This window comes from Pseudomonas sp. DF11 (assembly GCF_058148565.1).
The window spans coordinates 209,652-226,403 of the sequence record NZ_JBYVYN010000007.1; the positions used below are offsets into that span (position 1 = coordinate 209,652).

Here is a 16,752-nt window from a genome sequence, read left to right on the forward strand (position 1 = left end):
TCCTCAGTGCGCCATCATGTTGGTGTGGATGCTGAACATGATCCACAACGACAGGCCAACCAGCAGGACAATCACGATCGCGGCAAAGACAAACGCGACCACGTTGTTACGTTGGGCGGCGGAGCGGTCCAGGTGCAGGAAGTACACCAGGTGCACCAGTACCTGGACCACGGCGAAGATCAGGATGATCCACAGGGTCAGGCTCTTGGGCAGCGTCGGGTACATCACCAGGCCGAACGGAATGACGGTCAGGATCACCGACAGGATGAAACCGATGGCGTAGGACTTGACGCTGCCGTGGCCGGCGTCGTGGCCATCATGGGAATGAGCGTTAGCCATTTACAGGGTCCCCATCAGATAAACAACGGTGAATACGCAGATCCACACCACGTCCAGGAAGTGCCAGAACAGGCTCAGGCAGCTCAGGCGCGTCTTGTTGGTGGCGGTCAGGCCGTTTTTCTGGACCTGGTACATCATGATCGCCATCCAGATCAGGCCGCTGGTCACGTGCAGACCGTGGGTACCGACCAGGGTGAAGAACCCGGACAGGAAGCCGCTGCGGTTAGGGCCGAAGCCCTCGGAGATCAACATGTGGAACTCGTTGATCTCCATGCCGATGAAGCCGGCACCGAACAGGAAGGTCATGGCCAGCCAGCCCAGTACCTGGGTTTTCTTGCCCTTGAACAACGCCAGCATGGCGAAGCCGTAGGTGATCGAGCTGAACAGCAGCAGCGCGGTTTCGCCCAGTACGTACGGCAGCTCGAAGATGTCGTGGCCCGACGGGCCACCGGCGACGTTGTTAACCAGCACCGCGTACGCTGCGAAGATCGACGCGAACAGAATGCAGTCGGTCATCAGGTAGAGCCAGAAACCGAATACGGTCATCTCGCCCGAGTCGTGGTGATGGTCATCGTGCCCATGGTCATGACCATGGGCGTGTCCAACATTGGTCACTAAGTTCGACATGGTTTAAGCCTGTTCCAACGAGGTTTCAACACGGGTGGCGGTGGCTGGGACTTTCCCGGCCGCTACCAGACGTTTGTGCTGCTCGGCTTCGATGCGCTCGATGACATCCACCGGCACCATGTAGCCCTGATCGTCACGGGCGGCATGGATGGCGAAATACACCACGGTGCCGACCAGGCTGGCGATGGCCAGCCACCAGATGTGCCAGATCATCGCGAAACCGAACACGGTCAGCAGCGCGCCCATGACCACACCGGTGGCGGTGTTGTTGGGCATGTGGATCGGCTCGTACTTGGCCGGGACCGGGTACGCTGTGCCGTTTTCCTTGGCTTCGGTGAACGGGTCGATGACGTCCGCTTTTGGCAGCACGGCAAAGTTGTAGAACGGCGGTGGCGAAGAGGTCGACCATTCCAGGGTATGGGCATTCCACGGGTCACCGTGTTCGCACATGTTCTCTGGCTTGTTGCGATCGCGCACGCTGACATACAGCTGGATCAGCTGGCAGGCGATACCGACTGCGATCATCACCGCACCGAACATGGCGACGTACAGGTACGGCACCCACTCAGGGTTGGTGGTGGTGTTCAGGCGACGGGTCATGCCCATGAAGCCCAGTACATAGAGCGGCATGAACGCGACGAAGAAACCGGTGATCCAGAACCAGAACGCAGCCTTGCCCCAACCTTCGTGCAGCTTGAAGCCGAACGCTTTCGGGAAGTAGAAGGCGAAACCGGCGATGTAGCCAAACACGGCGCCACCGATGATCACGTTGTGGAAGTGCGCGATCACGAACAGGCTGTTGTGCAGCACGAAGTCAGCACCCGGGATGGCCAGCAGTACGCCGGTCATGCCGCCGATGGCGAAGGTCACCATGAAGCCCAGGGTCCACATTACGTGGCTGGTGAAACGCAGGCGGCCCTGATAGATGGTGAACAGCCAGTTGAACAGCTTCACCCCGGTCGGGATCGAGATCAGCATCGTCGCCAGGCCGAAGAAGGCGTTGACGCTGGCCCCGGAACCCATGGTGAAGAAGTGGTGCAGCCAGACCATGAAGCCCAGTACCGAGATCGCGCCGCTGGCGTAGATCATCGAGTGGTGGCCGAACAGTTTCTTGCCGGAGAAGGTCGAGATGACTTCGGAGAAAATACCGAACGCCGGCAGGATCAGGATGTACACCTCGGGGTGACCCCAGGCCCAGAACAGGTTGACGTACATCATCGGATTTCCACCCAGTTCATTGGTGAAAATGTGGAAATCCATGTAACGGTCAAGCGTCAGCAGTGCCAGGGTGGCGGTCAGGATCGGGAAGGAAGCGACGATCAGTACGTTGGCCCAGGTGCAGGTCCAGGTGAAGATCGGCATGTCCATCAGCTTCATGCCCGGGGTACGCATTTTCACCACGGTGGCCAGGAAGTTGACCCCCGTCAGCGTCGTACCCAACCCGGATAGCTGTAGCGCCCAGATGTAGTAATCCATCCCCACGCCCGGGCTGTATTGCAGGCCCGACAGCGGCGGATAGGCAACCCAACCGGTCTTGGCGAATTCGCCAACGCCCAGGGACAGGTTGATCAGCACCACGCCCGACACCAGCAGCCAGAAGCTCAAGGAGTTCAGGAACGGGAAGGCCACGTCACGCGCGCCGATCTGCAGCGGCACTGCAAGGTTCATCAGGCCGGTGAAGAATGGCATCGCCATGAAGATGATCATGATCACACCGTGGGCGGTGAAGATCTGGTCATAGTGTTCAGGCGGCAGGTAGCCAGGCGAACCCTCGGTGGCCATGGCCAGCTGGGTACGCATCATGATGGCGTCGGCAAAACCGCGCAGCAGCATGACCATGGCGACGATGATGTACATCACGCCGATCTTCTTGTGGTCGACCGAAGTCAGCCACTCGGTCCACAGGTAGGTCCACTTCTTGAAATAAGTGATGCCTGCAAACAATGCCAGACCACCGAGCGCGATGATGGCGAGGGTCACCATGACAATCGGCTCGTGGAACGGGATCGCTTCCCAACTTAATTTACCAAACATCGTTTACTCCTCTGCCCCGGCAGCTGAATGCGAGCTCATGTCCATCCCTTCCATGTTGTGAGCCACTTCCTTTTCGTTCTTCTCGTGGTGCATCGGCTTGCCCGGATTCATCCCTTCATATTTGTCGATGATGGTCTGGAACAGGTTCGGCGTAACCGACGAGTAGAGTTCGACTGGGTTGTTCTGGCTCGGTTTGGAAAGGGCTTCGTATTCAGCTTTTTCAAGCTGTTTAGGTGCCTTCTTCACATCGTTGACCCAGGCGTCGAAATCTTCCTGGGTCGTGGCGATTGCTTTGAACTTCATGCCGGTGAAACCCGCGCCGCTGTAGTTGGCGGAGATACCGTCGAGTTCGGCGTTCTGGTTGGCGATCAAGTGCAGCTTGGTCTGCATGCCCGCCATCGCGTAGATCTGGCCGCCCAGGCCCGGGATGAAGAACGAGTTCATCACGGTGTCGGAGGTGACCTTGAAGTTGATCGGCGTATGGGCCGGGAACACGATCTTGTTGACGGTGGCGATGCCTTGTTCCGGATAGATGAACAGCCACTTCCAGTCCATCGAGACCACTTCAATGGTGATCGGCTTGACGTCGGAATCCAGCGGACGATATGGGTCCAGGGCGTGAGTCGACTTATAGGTGACGTAACCCAGGGCAATGATGATCAGCACCGGGATCGTCCACACCGCTACTTCGATCTTGGTCGAGTGCGACCACTTCGGCGTGTAGGTGGCATTGGTGTTGGATGCGCGGTATTTCCAGGCGAACAGGAAAGTCATGACGATAACCGGCACGACGACCAGCAACATCAGCAGCGTGGCGGTGATGATCAGGTTTCGTTCATCCAGGCCGACCTGGCCCTTGGGATCGAGCAGGGTCATGTTGCAGCCTCCCAGCAACAACGTGCCGAGCAGCGGCAGCAAGCCTAGTAATCGGGGGTACCTGTTTTTACTCATCTCACGACCTCTAAAGCAGCTTGCGCAATGCAGTTGGGTTTTGATCGCCAACACTTCACCCTGCCAAGGGTTGGCATTTTCTTGGATTGAATAAGGGCTGCCCGTCGAACGTCAGCGGCTGTTCGACACATCCTGGGCCAGCAGTGAGTTCTTATTCGTTGGTCAAAGGCCTAGTTCAAGCCCAATTCCATTTGGTGCGGATAGTTGGAGGCACCGACACCTGGGGTCGCATGGGGCGCTGGCGCCCTTCGACCACTCTCGTGCTCAAGCTGAGCCGGGTCGGAAAATCGGTGCGGGCGATTGTAGTGAGCTGACGCGCTGTAGACCATGTCTCATCCCGAAATAATTTTTATCCGATCCGGCAACAATCTCTTGCCGATATTGCAACGGGGCAGCATGTTATCGAAATTAATTCTCAACAAGAACCCCAAAAAACGTAGGTCTACTACGCCCGATTTAGACAGCTCGGGAGGACTACCAAGCGCTTTTTTGCCCGGCAAGCGCCCATTTTTCGGGGCTTTTGGCGCCGCACGCTTCGCTGTTAAAAATGCCTGCTGCCAGCGGTAGGCTTGTGGCGAAAGCTCATGATTTTTTATTACAGGAAGAAGTGCTTAATCGTCTTCGCAAAGGCTGAGCGCCTCAAGATATGTGACAACGTGTCGCACATTGTCGCAGGCCATTCTTGCCCCGGGTCAAGGACGACCCGGCTCGAGAGTGAAACGCAAAACGCCCCGGCTCTCCTGGAGAGAAACCGGGGCGTTTCATCGAGGCGGTTCAGCGAATCTGTTTACGGTTACGCGACACCAGCAACGGCACCAGCACCGCTGTCAACACGAAGGCCACCAGCGCCCATTGCGCCAGGGACAGACCCAGGATCGGTGGATAGGGGGTGGAGCAAAAGCCATCGACCTGGAAGCCCAGCGGGAAGATCTTCGCCAGCGGCAGGTCATCGACAATCGGTTGCAACACGTCGATGCCGCAACTGACCGCGGGGAAAAACTGGGTATACACGTGATGCCCCGCCACTCCGGCACCGGCCAGGGCGCTGAGCACCACCAGGCCTTCGAAGATCGTCAGGCTGCGGCGGGTGCGCATGGCTGCGCCAATGAAGGCGAAGATCGCGATTAGCAACAACGCATAGCGTTGCAGAATGCACAGCGGGCATGGCGCCTCACCGAGGGCCACCTGCATGTACAGCGCACCGCCGATCAGCGCCAGGCAGATCAGCCCCAGCAGCACCAGATAGCGCCGCTCACGGCCTAACCGCATCATTTCCTCACTCATTGCGTTTCCCTTTGTCTGCATGGATCGACGCGCAGCACGGCAACACCCGGGCGCGCGCTCGGATGCCCGAAGTCTACACGCAGACCATGACAGTGAACGAGCAGCGGGCGTCGACATTGGAGGGGAATAGACCGCAAGAAGGTTAAGCGGAGATTAATTCTGGCAGTTGGACAGGAGGCGGACCGGCCAATGCCATCGCGAGCAGGCTCGCTCCCACAGTTTTTTGTGGCGTTCACAGGAATCGTGTCCACCACAAATCCCCTGTGGGAGCGAGCCTGCTCGCGATGAGGCCAACCCGGTTCCCCGGATTAGCCGCGACCTTATTCCAGCGCCGCCGCCGGGCCGAAGAACTCGTAACGGCTCTGCTGCTCCGGTACGCCCAGGGCCTTGAGGTGGCGCTTGACCGCTCCCATGAAACCCTTCGGCCCGAGGAAATAGGCGTCCAGGTCACGTTGCTGGGGCAGCCATTGCGCCAGTTGCTCCTGGCTCAATAGCCCTACTTTGTCGGCCGCCGGGCTCAAGCCGTCGTCTTCGTCGTAGCAGTAGAAGCGCTTGAGCTGCGGATGCCGCTTGGCCAGGTCGTCGATCCAGTCGCGGAAAGCATGGGCACGGCCATTACGCGCGCAGTGAATGAAATGCACCGGCCGCTCGGTTTGCAGCGCCGCCTGCAACATGGCCAGGGTCGGGGTGATGCCGACGCCGCCGCTGATCAGCACCAACGGCTTGTCGCTGGCGGTCAGGTAGAAATCCCCGGACGGCGGGAACAACTGGATGCGATTACCGACATCGAAATGATGATGCAGGTGATTGGACACCCGCCCACCCGGCTCGCGCTTGACGCTGATACGGTATTGACCATTGTCCGCCAGGGCAGACAGTGAATAGTTGCGGCGCACTTCCTCGCCATCGAGCACCAGTTTCATGCCAATGTACTGGCCCGGTTCGGCCACCAGGATCGGGCCCTTGTCCGCAGGTTCAAAGTAGAACGAGGTGATCTCCGAGCTCTCCTGGACCTTGTCCGTCAGGATGAACTCACGTTCGCCACGCCAGCCGCCCGGTGCCTCGGCCTTCTTGTCGTACATGCCGGCTTCGGCGCCGATCAGGATATCGGCCAACTGGTTGTAGGCTGCGCCCCACGCTGCAATCACTTCCGGGGTGGCGATCTCCGCACCCAGCACTTCGGCGATTGCCCGCAACAGGCACGAGCCGACAATCGGGTAATGTTCCGGCAGGATTTGCAGGGCAACGTGCTTGTTGACGATCTTCGCCACCAGGTCGCCCAGTTGATCGAGCTGGTCAATGTGCCGTGCATACATCAACACACCGTTGGCCAAGGCACGCGGTTGATCGCCACTGGCCTGGTGAGCCTGGTTGAACAGCGGGCGCACCTGCGGATACTCGGACAGCATCATGCGATAGAAGTGAGTGATCAACGCTTCACCCCCGCTTTCAAGCAACGGAACGGTGGAGCGAATGATGGCGCGTTCTTCTTGACTGAGCATAGGGTGACTCCTGGCGTATGATCGATAACAGTTGCCTAAGCCTTATCAGTTTCCATGCCATAAATTTTTCCATTTAATATCAGCAAGTTAAAAACAATGCAGTCATAAAGACACGGCTCGGTTTATAGTCGTTACGACTACATGGAGTCATTATGACCGCAACCGCCCTGCTGACCTCCCTGCTGCCACTGGTGGCCGATCTGTCCCGCGAATTGCCTGAAGGCGAACGCTATCGTCGCCTGCTCGGCACCTTGCGCGCCCTGCTGCCCTGCGATGCGGCGGCGTTGTTGCGCCTGGACGGCGACTGCCTGGTGCCGCTCGCCGTGGATGGCTTGAGCACCGATACACTGGGCCGGCGGTTCCGGGTCAGCGAACATCCACGCTTCGAAGCACTGCTGGCCAACCCGCAGCCCACCCGCTTCGCCGCCGACAGCGGCCTGCCCGATCCGTACGACGGGCTGGTCGAGGGGCTGGCCGAGCATCTGGAGGTCCATGACTGCATGGGTTGTCCGCTGTTCGTCGACGAGCGCCCCTGGGGCCTGCTGACCCTCGACTCTCTTGACCCGGAGCGCTTCGAGCCCATCGACCTGAGTGCCCTGCAAGCCTTCGCCAGCCTCGCCGCCGCGACGGTCAGCGCCGCCGAGCGCATCGAGCGCCTGGCCTTGAAGGCCGAGGACGAGCACCGTCGCGCCGAGGTCTATCGCCAGGCCAGCGGCCAGCAACCACGCGACATGGTCGGCCAGAGCAAGGCCCACAAGCGCTTGGTGGAAGAGATCGCGCTGGTGGGCGGCAGTGACCTGACGGTACTGATCACGGGCGAAACCGGTGTGGGCAAGGAGCTGGTCGCCCAGGCGATCCATGCCGCGTCAAAACGCGCCGAGCAGCCACTCATCAGCCTCAATTGCGCCGCCCTGCCGGATACGCTGGTGGAAAGTGAACTCTTCGGTCATGTACGAGGTGCCTTCACCGGCGCCACGAACGACCGGCGTGGCAAGTTCGAACTGGCCGACGGCGGCACCTTGTTCCTCGATGAAGTGGGTGAGCTGTCCCTGACCGTCCAGGCCAAGTTGCTGCGAGTGCTGCAGAGCGGCCAATTGCAACGCTTGGGCTCGGACAAGGAACATCGGGTCGATGTACGCCTGATCGCGGCCACCAATCGCGACCTTGCCGAAGAAGTGCGCAATGGGCGTTATCGGGCCGACTTCTACCATCGCTTGAGTGTGTATCCGTTGCAGGTGCCGGCGCTACGGGATCGTGGGCGGGACGTGCTGCTGCTCAGCGGTTTTTTCCTTGAGCAAAATCGTTCGCGCATGGGCCTGGGCAGCCTGCGCCTGACCAGCGACGCCCAGGCTGCATTGCTGGCCTACGACTGGCCGGGCAACGTGCGCGAGCTGGAACACCTGATCGGCCGCAGCGCCCTGAAGGCCTTGGGCCGCTGCGCGACACGCCCGAAAATCCTCAGCCTCAGCGCCCAGGACCTGGATTTGCCCCAGGCTCCTGTGGATAACCCCGCCCCTTCGTCCATCAGTCCGGCGCCGGCCATGGCGCAGGTGAGGGGGGACCTGCGCGAAGCGGTGGACGAGTTCCAGCGCCAACTGATCGCTGCCTGCCTGGAGCGTCATCGGCACAACTGGGCCAGCGCCGCCCGGGAGCTGGGCCTGGACCGAGCGAACCTGGGGCGGATGGCAAAACGGTTGGGGCTTAGATAACCCCTTCTGTTGCTGCCAACCGCCACAGACAAGTCCCCTTGCAACAGATAAATCCCCGCGCCACAAGGTGTGTGTCCACAAGTCATTGGCTTGAAAATGACTGTCGATGGTTTTCGCCCTAAAGCCTGCCCCCGACAAGTCGATAACCCGATATCACAAGCTGTTCTGGCGATCTGTTTGCTCGCCCCACCTTTTTCCACAGAAGGTTTTTATGTCTTCCAACAAAGCCCGCGCAGATTCACTTTCGCTTCTGCTGTTTACCTTGCGCAGCGGCAAGCTGATGGCAATCAACCTGCTCAAGGTCAGTGAAATCATTCCCTGCCCACCGTTGACCAAGCTGCCGGAGTCGCATCCGCACGTCAAAGGCATCGCCACCCTGCGCGGGACGTCGTTGTCGGTGATCGACCTGAGCCGCGCCATTGGCGAGCGGCCGCTGGAAGATCCGGATGGCGGCTGCCTGATCGTCACCGACGTCAGCCGCTCCAAACAGGGCCTGCATGTGCAGGCGGTAAGCAAGATCGTGCATTGCCTGACCACCGACATCAAACCGCCGCCCTACGGTTCCGGCGGTGTACGGGCGTTCATCACCGGCGTGACCTCGGTGGATGGCACACTGGTGCAAGTATTGGATATCGAAAAGGTCATCCACGGCATCGCACCGGCGCAGATCGAAACCGCGCCGACCGAATTGAGCATGGAAGACGCCGAAGTCCTGGGCAACGCCCGGATCCTAGTGGTCGATGACAGCCAGGTCGCGCTGCAACAATCGGTGCACACCTTGCGCAACCTGGGCCTGCAATGCCACACCGCCCGCAGCGCCAAGGAAGCCATCGACTGTCTGCTGGAACTGCAGGGCACTGCCCAGGAGATCAACCTGATCGTTTCCGATATCGAAATGTCGGAAATGGACGGCTACGCCCTCACCCGAACCCTGCGCGAAACGCCGGACTTCGCTCACCTCTACGTATTGCTGCACACTTCCCTCGACAGCGCCATGAACAGCGAGAAAGCGCGGCTGGCCGGCGCCAATGGGGTGCTCACCAAGTTCTCGTCGCCCGAATTGACCAAGTGCCTGATCACAGCGGCCAAGGCCGTCGCCGAACAAGGGCGCTGAGACCCTCCCGCGTCGACGCGGGCCAAGCTCAACGAGGCTGCGCTCTTCGCGGCCTCTGAACACTGTCCCGATCTCAGGCATACTCCTGCCCTGGCTCCCCCTGAACAAGGACATTGTTGATGAAAGCCCCTGCGCTGATCCTCCTCGGCCTCACTGCCGCCATGGCTTTTCAGGCTCAGGCTTCCAGCCCTGACGCCTGGGCCGCCTACGACAAAAAAGTGCTCGCCAGTTGCCTGAAGGCCAGCGGCCTTAAAGACCCCAAACCCGTTGGCACCGCCGCGCAATTCGACGACCGGGTGGGCTACACCGCGCTGTTGCTGCAAGGCCAATACCCACAGAAACACATGAAAGGCGCCACCGGCACCGAGTTGTGCCTCTATCGCAAGAAAACCGCGACCGCCTACGTGACCGAATGGGACTCGATCCGCCCGACCGACGCCCCTCGATGAATGGCGCATAACTTGCTTCCCGGGGCTTATCGCGGCGTTTTTCTGGCGCCGCTTTCAGCCTATTGCCTTCGGTCGATCAATGAATACAACGTTTTCCTGTGTAGGGTGCGGTAAATGCTGTACCGGCCATCACGTTCCTCTGACCCTCGACGAAGCCAGGATGTGGGCCAATGACGGCGGCCAGGTGATCGTCCTGGTCGAGGCCTTTCTGCCTAACGGCCTTGGCCTTCCAGTGGCACAACGTGAACATGCCGAACGACGCTCGGCGGTGGTCCGTAGCGGCAATTGCGAGGCCCTCGTGGCGATCACCTTCGCCGCCTATAACGCCGGCCCTTGCCATAATCTGGACGCCGACAACCTATGCCGCATCTATGAACGCAGGCCCTTGGTCTGCCGTATTTACCCCATGGAAATCAATCCACACATCCCGCTCAATACCGCCACCAAGGATTGCCCGCCGGAGTCGTGGGAAACCGGGCCGCAGTTGATACTTGGCGGTGAATTGGTGGACCCGGAACTGGCCCGGTTGATCGAGCGTTCACGCCAGGCCGATCGTGAGGAAATCGCGATCAAGGAACGCATCTGTGTGTCCCTGGGCATCCACACGACGGCGTTGAAGGGCGACGGATTCACGGCCTACCTGCCGAACATGGCGGCGTTTGCCGCCGCTATCGATCAGGCCCGCTCGCAACCGTTGGACCAAGAGGCTGGCGAATGGCAGTTCCACCTGTCCGGTGACGACATTGCCAGCCAAGTAGCGGCCAGTGGAGCAAGCGTTGTCACCGAAGCACCCGTCAACTACGCCTTCATTTCCCTGCGGGCTGCATAGGGACTTTCAGAAGCTACAAAATCAGAGCCCACCACAGATCAAATGTGGGAGCGGGCTCGCTCGCGAAAACGGTCTGGCATTCAACACCAATGCAAGCTGAGCCGGCATCTTCGCGAGCAAGCCCGTACACAGGGGCAGTTTGCGATATCCCAATCAAACTCCCCTCTCGCCTAACCTTCACCAGGAATGTTAGCGTGCTTGGTATCTTCTCCCAGACGAGCCTTGCACGATGAAAAAAACCGTACTTGCCTTCAGCCGTATCACGCCCCAGATGGTCGAGCGCCTGCAACAGGACTTCGACGTGATCGTGCCGAGCCCGTCCAAGGGCGATATCAACGCACAGTTCAACGAAGCCCTGCCCCACGTCCATGGGCTGATCGGAGTCGGTCGCAAGCTCGGCCGCGAGCAACTGCAGAACGCTGCGAACCTGCAAGTGGTCTCCAGTGTCTCGGTGGGCTACGACAACTATGACCTGGCCTACTTCAATGAGCGCGGGATCATGCTCACCAACACCCCCGACGTACTCACCGAAAGTACCGCCGACCTGGCCTTCGCCCTGCTGATGAGCAGTGCCCGTCGCGTAGCCGAGCTGGACGCCTGGACCAAGGCCGGGCAATGGCAGGCGACAGTCGGGCCGCAATTGTTCGGCTGCGATGTGCATGGCAAGACCCTGGGTATCGTCGGCATGGGCAATATCGGCGCGGCCATTGCCCGGCGTGGGCGGCTGGGGTTCAACATGCCGATCCTCTACAGCGGTAACAGTCGCAAGACCGAACTGGAAAACCAGCTGGGCGCACAATTTCGCGAGCTGGATCAGTTGCTGGCCGAGGCAGACTTTGTCTGCCTCGTGGTGCCATTGAGCGAAAAGACCCGCCACCTGATCGGCCAGCGCGAACTGAGCCTGATGAAACCGAGCGCGATCCTGGTCAACATTTCCCGTGGCCCGGTGGTGGATGAACCGGCGTTGATCGAAGCCCTGCAAAACAATCACATCCGCGGTGCCGGGCTGGATGTCTACGAGAAAGAGCCGTTGGCCGAATCGCCGCTGTTCCAGTTGAAGAACGCCGTCACCCTGCCCCATATCGGCTCGGCGACCCACGAAACCCGCGAAGCCATGGCCAATCTTGCTGTGGATAACTTGCGCAGCGCTTTGCTGGGCAAGCGACCGCAGAACCTGGTCAACCCGCAAGTCTGGAAGTAACCCGCCTGGCAGGCCCTGTCGGGCGGGCCTGCCATTGCTTTCGAGTCAGCGAGCGCCCAAGACCACATTGGCTGGCGCTGGTCGCGGTTTGCGAAATACCAGCACGTTGCCCAGCATGACCAGGACCAATCCCACCAATGCCGGCGCGGTCCATTGATAGCCCTCGGCAAACGCCGAGACGTTCAACGCCACCACCGGGAACAACACCGTGCAATACGCCGCCCGCTCCGGCCCCATGCGCCCCACCAGCGTCAGGTAGGCGGTAAAGCCGATCACCGACCCCGGGATCACCAGGTACAACAGCGAACCGATGTAGCGCGTGTTCCATTCCATGTTGAACGGGATGTCCTGGAACAGGCACCACAGCGACAGTATGGCCGCGCCGTAGGCCATGCCCCAGGCATTGGTGGTCAGCGGCTTGAGACCGGCTTTCTGTTGCAGACTCGAGAGCATGTTGCCCGCCGAGAAACACAAGGTCCCCAGCAACGCCAGCGCCAACCCAAGCAAGGTTTGCGGACTTGCGCTGTGGCCGGCCAGCTCCGGCCAGAACAGCAGCGCCAACCCCAGCAGACCCAGGGCACCACCCAACAGCACGTTGCGCGCGATCCTCTGACCGAAGAACGCACGGGCATTGAGGGCGTTCCAGAGCGTGGCGGTGGAAAACACCACGGCGACCAACCCACTGGGGATCCACTGGCTGGCGGTCAGGAAACACATGAAGTTGATGCAGAACAGACACAGGCCCTGGGCAACGCAAATCAAATGGCCACGCCGGTTCATCACTTGCAGGCGGCGGCTGAGCAAGAGCATCGCAAACAGAATCAGAGCCGCGAGGCCGAAACGATAGACAATCGACACGGGAATGGCGACCACGCCCAATTGCAATTTCAGCGCAATCCAGGTGGTGCCCCAGATGAGCACGGTGAGCAGATACAACGAAAGGTTCATGGCGACGACTCCTGACAATGGCAACCAGTGTCACGCCACTGCGCCTGCGGCACTTGCGTAAACTTGCGGTTTTGTCGACCGACAGGCTGGCACACCCCCATCGACGGAGTAGGATGCAAGGCGTTGGAGAGAACCGATCATGCCCACACTGCAAACCCTGCAAGTCTTTCAAGCCCTCAACAGCTCGCCCAATGCTCGCCTGGAGCACAGTGCCGAGCTCGGGGACGGCATGGCGGCCGCTTTGTGGAGCAATCATCACGACGCCCGGGACTATGAGGCGCCGACCCACCATACGCTGTCGTGCTACATCGCCGGCGGTACCGGCACGTTTCGCCGCGAACGGCCCGACACCACGGGGGCGCCGGACAAACTCTGCATCCTGCCGGCCGGGCATGAATCAGCCTGGGTCATCAACGGCGACATTCGCCTCGCCCACCTGTATTTCAGCGCTGAACAATTCGCCCTGGGTTGCATCACGCTGCTGGACCGCGAGCCTCGGCAGGTGCAATTGCACGAGGAGACATTCCTCGACGACCCGCGACAGGCACAGCGTTTTCGCCAATTGATCGCGCTGAACTGGGATGAACCGGGCGAACGCCTGCTGACCACCAGCCTGGCCCACGACCTGCTCGACCACCTGCTGCTCAACCAGGTGGGCCAGCGCCAGGGGCTTCGCCTCAAGGGCGGCCTGGCCGCTCACCAGCGGCGGTTGCTGGTGGACTACGTCGACAGCCACCTGGCCGACGCCATCAGCCTTGGGCAATTGGCGGCGCTGTGTGCGTTGTCCGAATACCACTTCGCGCGGATGTTCCGCGAAAGCTTCGGGTTGCCTCCCCATCAGTACGTACTGGCCAGACGCTTGACCTGCGCAAGGCATTTGCTGCGCACCACTTCACAACCGCTGGGCGACGTAGCGCTGGCTTGCGGATTTGCCAGCGCCAGCCACTTCACCAACCGGTTCCGCCAGGCCTTGGGCGCGACGCCCGGGGAGTATCGGCAGGCGTTTTTGCGCTAGCCCCGGCATCGCCATCGCGAGCAGGCTCGCTCCCACAGGAGTTCTATGCTGAACATGAAACTCAAATCCACTGAAGATCCAGTGTGGGAGCGAGCCTGCTCGCGATGACGTCGGCACATCCAACATCCATGCAAGCTGCCCCACTACTATCGCGAGCAGGCTCGCTCCACAGGAGTTCTATGCTGAACATGAAACTCAAATCCGCTGAAGATCCAGTGTGGGAGCGAGCCTGCTCGCGATGACGTCGGCACATCCAACATCCATGCAAGCTGCCCCGCCACTATCGCGAGCAGGCTCGCTCTCCCATCGACTGCGTTTCTCCAGATAACGGGTCACATACAAAAGCAAAACGGGCCTGCAATTGCAGGCCCGTTGTTCAGTCGGAATTGAAATGGACGGGTTTCAGCCGTGAAGCGAAGCCCGTTCGTTCTCGAGGAATTCTTCTTCCAGCATTGCATCGGCCAGGGCTGCGGATTCGCTCGGCTTATCAACGGGGGCGCGCTTGCCGCGCAGTTTGCCGAACAAATGCTCCAGAGCATTTTCAAGTTTGGTGGCCGCACCTTCGATCGCCAGTTCCAGCGATTCGGCCTTGTGCGTCACGGAAATCGGCTGATGGCCCTTCGGCCGTGCTTCAAGCTGGCAACGCAGGTCATGGGGACCTGGCTTGTCGCCGTTCTCGTCCCGCAGGTGAACCTCGACCCGTGTCAGGTCCTCTTCATAACGTTCGAGCGTGCTTTCGATGGTAGTACGTACCCACTCCTCCAGTCGGATGCTGCTTTGAATATGGTTATCGCTGTTGACTTGGATTTGCATAGTTCATCCCTTATTTCAGCTAGCTCGCCGGGGGCCATCGACGTTGATGCAACGGCCCCTTGAATACAGAGTCGGGCTGGCGGAGGAACAATTCAACCCCTGGGAAAAGATAAATATTCATACGCAAATAAAGCCGGACAACGAGCAAAAGCGCTGTTAATGTCGGGAGTTACCCCTGCCCTGCCTATCCAGCGCAAATCGTCCCTGCCTCCTGCACCGTCAACGAACATCCGCGCGTTATTGCCCCGAAACGGGCAGCGGCCACGGCCGCATTCCAGAGCGTTCGGCGCCCAGGCTCCGCGATCATTGTCCGACAGTTTTTCCGGCATGCCACTTGCTAACTCTATGCAGGAGCTGCCGCAGGCTGCGGTCTTTTGATCCTGGGCCTGCCCGGCCCGGGAATCTTGAGATGAACACGATCATGGAATGGCCGATGGTCCGGTGTTGCGAACTAATCCCGATCACGGCCGGTCAACAACTGCACGTTCAATCAGGCGGTGACGCATCATGGACAACCCTTTTCAGATCATTACCGACGCCTTTGCGCCGCATTATCAAATCAACCTGAGTATCCAGGGCCTGGATGGCAGCATCATGCTGACCCTGTCCAAGAGCGGGCGCGTCGTCGCCAAACGCATGATCAGCGCCCAGCAGCGCAACGACCCGGAGCGACTCAAACGCCTGGTACAAAGCATTCAGTTCGGTATCGCCATCGAGCAAGGCCACAGCGCCGTGGCCATCCTCGAAGCCATGACCGGCGGTGACAACATCAAGCTGCCACCACCGCATGCACAAGGGCCAGCACCCTCTGCCGCCGGGATTTAGATTTCTCCTTTCTCCACTTCGGCATGCTCACTGGAGCCCGCGCCAACCTTGCGGTGCGGGTGCTCGATCTTGACCGAAGGGAATTGCGATGAGGCGTAGCGCACCACCAGGATCGAAAACGCCAGTAGCAGGATGCCTCCGCACAGGTAAATGATCCCCAGGTCTGGTGGGCTGTGATGGGAAACATTGGAAATCAGCAGCCGTGTCAGCGCCGTGATCGCCACGTAGATCAGAAACCGCACCGGCATGTGGTTGGTCTTGAAGTAGATCCCGACCATCGCCCCCAATTCCAGGTAGATGAACAACAGCAGGATGTCATCGATCTTGATGTGTCCTGCCTCGATCATCTGCAAGAATTCCATCACCGCTGCCCACGCGGTCACCGCACCGATGGCGAACAGCGCCAGGTAGTGGAAGGTCTCGACGAACAGGTTTCCCAGGGATTCGGCCAGTTGATGGACGTTCTGGCGCAAATTCTCGGCCCAGTTGATTTTCACGATGTAGTTTCCTTAGGTCGGCTCGACCGGATGATGCGGGTTGGACGTGACGGTTGTTCTGCATGCAGAAAAAAGGCCAGCGACTGAGAGTGAGATGGCGATAGGCTTGTATCCGGCACTTTTATGAGCGTAATGCGGCTTATCGCGAGCAGGCTTTGTTCCTGTACAAGCTTTTGCTCTCACATACAGAAACCGGTCTACATTAAAAAGCCACTATCCAAAGCAAAAGGATTCGCTTATTCTTTTGCCTGTATATAAATACAGTAGTCACAAAGACAACCAATGTGAAGGCATGTGAGGTGGTGAATGGCCGTCGAAGTGGTATACCGCAGCAGCCGAGATCTGGAGCGCTTGTTCATGGATAAAGCCGAAGCTGACCGTCATGACAAAATGCTGGAACTCGCCGAATTGCTTGCGGAGGTGTTGCAAAAAGCCGTTCCATCGCTGAGCGAGCAACAGGTCGAGGAAGCCGGGATCTACATGGCGAAGAATCGTGATGTGTTCGCCAAGGCTTTCAAGAGCCAGCCGGACGCCTTGTCCGAACTGCTCAACCCGTCGGACGAATGACCAAGAGATCGCCGCCTTCGGCAGAGCCTACACCGCGTAGGCGCTGCC

17 protein-coding genes are annotated in these 16,752 nt (G+C 59.7%); 8 read left to right on the plus strand and 9 right to left on the minus strand.

Annotated elements, in window-relative coordinates; genetic code table 11:
- Positions 1 to 3: 3 nt before the first annotated feature.
- The 6 genes from cyoD to hmpA form a co-directional block, all read right to left on the minus strand.
- The gene (cyoD, locus tag AC30D9_RS20995) at positions 4 to 339 is read right to left on the minus strand and encodes a cytochrome o ubiquinol oxidase subunit IV (protein ID WP_025211927.1); all 336 of its coding nucleotides are present in this window, start codon (positions 337 to 339) and stop codon (positions 4 to 6) included.
- Positions 340 to 966, minus strand: coding sequence for a cytochrome o ubiquinol oxidase subunit III (locus AC30D9_RS21000; protein WP_134925741.1), 627 nt, complete (start codon positions 964 to 966; stop codon positions 340 to 342).
- A 3-nt stretch (positions 967 to 969) separates the two neighbouring features.
- Positions 970 to 3,000, minus strand: coding sequence for a cytochrome o ubiquinol oxidase subunit I (gene cyoB, locus AC30D9_RS21005; protein ID WP_057451772.1), 2,031 nt, complete (start codon positions 2,998 to 3,000; stop codon positions 970 to 972).
- Positions 3,001 to 3,003: 3 nt separating this feature from the next.
- The gene (cyoA, locus tag AC30D9_RS21010) at positions 3,004 to 3,951 is read right to left on the minus strand and encodes a ubiquinol oxidase subunit II (RefSeq protein ID WP_134925742.1); all 948 of its coding nucleotides are present in this window, start codon (positions 3,949 to 3,951) and stop codon (positions 3,004 to 3,006) included.
- Between the two features lie 774 nt (positions 3,952 to 4,725).
- Positions 4,726 to 5,235: a disulfide bond formation protein B gene (locus tag AC30D9_RS21015; protein WP_109754837.1), complete on the minus strand. Its 510-nt coding sequence runs from the start codon at positions 5,233 to 5,235 to the stop codon at positions 4,726 to 4,728.
- A gap of 320 nt (positions 5,236 to 5,555) precedes the next feature.
- Entirely contained in the window at positions 5,556 to 6,737 is a 1,182-nt protein-coding gene (gene hmpA / locus AC30D9_RS21020; RefSeq protein WP_307574529.1) for an NO-inducible flavohemoprotein, read from the minus strand.
- A gap of 152 nt (positions 6,738 to 6,889) precedes the next feature.
- On the opposite strand from hmpA, the gene norR reads away from it, so the two are divergent.
- The 5 genes from norR to AC30D9_RS21045 all read left to right on the plus strand — a co-directional run bounded on the left by norR (position 6,890) and on the right by AC30D9_RS21045 (position 12,039).
- A complete protein-coding gene (norR, locus tag AC30D9_RS21025) occupies positions 6,890 to 8,446 on the plus strand; it encodes a nitric oxide reductase transcriptional regulator NorR (protein WP_134925745.1) in 1,557 nt (518 codons plus the stop codon).
- Positions 8,447 to 8,657: 211 nt separating this feature from the next.
- The gene (locus AC30D9_RS21030) at positions 8,658 to 9,560 is read left to right on the plus strand and encodes a chemotaxis protein CheV (protein WP_030139917.1); all 903 of its coding nucleotides are present in this window, start codon (positions 8,658 to 8,660) and stop codon (positions 9,558 to 9,560) included.
- Positions 9,561 to 9,679: 119 nt separating this feature from the next.
- Positions 9,680 to 10,009: a hypothetical protein gene (locus AC30D9_RS21035; RefSeq protein WP_134925746.1), complete on the plus strand. Its 330-nt coding sequence runs from the start codon at positions 9,680 to 9,682 to the stop codon at positions 10,007 to 10,009.
- A gap of 79 nt (positions 10,010 to 10,088) precedes the next feature.
- Positions 10,089 to 10,838: a YkgJ family cysteine cluster protein gene (locus tag AC30D9_RS21040; RefSeq protein WP_134925747.1), complete on the plus strand. Its 750-nt coding sequence runs from the start codon at positions 10,089 to 10,091 to the stop codon at positions 10,836 to 10,838.
- A 229-nt stretch (positions 10,839 to 11,067) separates the two neighbouring features.
- On the plus strand, positions 11,068 to 12,039 hold the full coding sequence (locus AC30D9_RS21045; RefSeq protein ID WP_490144765.1) for a 2-hydroxyacid dehydrogenase: 972 nt from the start codon (positions 11,068 to 11,070) through the stop codon (positions 12,037 to 12,039).
- Positions 12,040 to 12,084: 45 nt separating this feature from the next.
- On the opposite strand, the gene AC30D9_RS21050 is transcribed toward AC30D9_RS21045, so the two are convergent.
- Positions 12,085 to 12,987, minus strand: a complete 903-nt coding sequence (locus AC30D9_RS21050) for a DMT family transporter (protein WP_490144766.1) — start codon at positions 12,985 to 12,987, stop codon at positions 12,085 to 12,087.
- A gap of 139 nt (positions 12,988 to 13,126) precedes the next feature.
- On the opposite strand from AC30D9_RS21050, the gene AC30D9_RS21055 reads away from it, so the two are divergent.
- Positions 13,127 to 14,002 carry an AraC family transcriptional regulator gene (locus AC30D9_RS21055; RefSeq protein ID WP_134925751.1) on the plus strand — a complete coding sequence of 292 codons (876 nt, stop codon included), beginning with the start codon at positions 13,127 to 13,129 and terminating at the stop codon, positions 14,000 to 14,002.
- Between the two features lie 402 nt (positions 14,003 to 14,404).
- Here the strand turns inward: AC30D9_RS21055 and AC30D9_RS21060 are convergent, their stop codons facing one another.
- A complete protein-coding gene (locus AC30D9_RS21060) occupies positions 14,405 to 14,815 on the minus strand; it encodes an HPF/RaiA family ribosome-associated protein (RefSeq protein WP_134925752.1) in 411 nt (136 codons plus the stop codon).
- A 507-nt stretch (positions 14,816 to 15,322) separates the two neighbouring features.
- Between AC30D9_RS21060 and AC30D9_RS21065 the strand changes: the two genes are divergently transcribed.
- Positions 15,323 to 15,640: a DUF3509 domain-containing protein gene (locus AC30D9_RS21065; RefSeq protein ID WP_134925753.1), complete on the plus strand. Its 318-nt coding sequence runs from the start codon at positions 15,323 to 15,325 to the stop codon at positions 15,638 to 15,640.
- On the opposite strand, the gene AC30D9_RS21070 is transcribed toward AC30D9_RS21065, so the two are convergent.
- Positions 15,637 to 16,137 carry a phosphate-starvation-inducible protein PsiE gene (locus tag AC30D9_RS21070; protein ID WP_047699631.1) on the minus strand — a complete coding sequence of 167 codons (501 nt, stop codon included), beginning with the start codon at positions 16,135 to 16,137 and terminating at the stop codon, positions 15,637 to 15,639. The two genes, AC30D9_RS21065 and AC30D9_RS21070, sit on opposite strands and share 4 nt — an antisense overlap.
- A 306-nt stretch (positions 16,138 to 16,443) precedes the next feature.
- Here AC30D9_RS21070 and AC30D9_RS21075 point away from each other — a divergent pair, with 306 nt between their 5' ends.
- A complete protein-coding gene (locus AC30D9_RS21075; RefSeq protein WP_003205410.1) occupies positions 16,444 to 16,704 on the plus strand; it encodes a YebG family protein in 261 nt (86 codons plus the stop codon).
- The last annotated feature ends 48 nt before the right edge of the window (positions 16,705 to 16,752 follow it).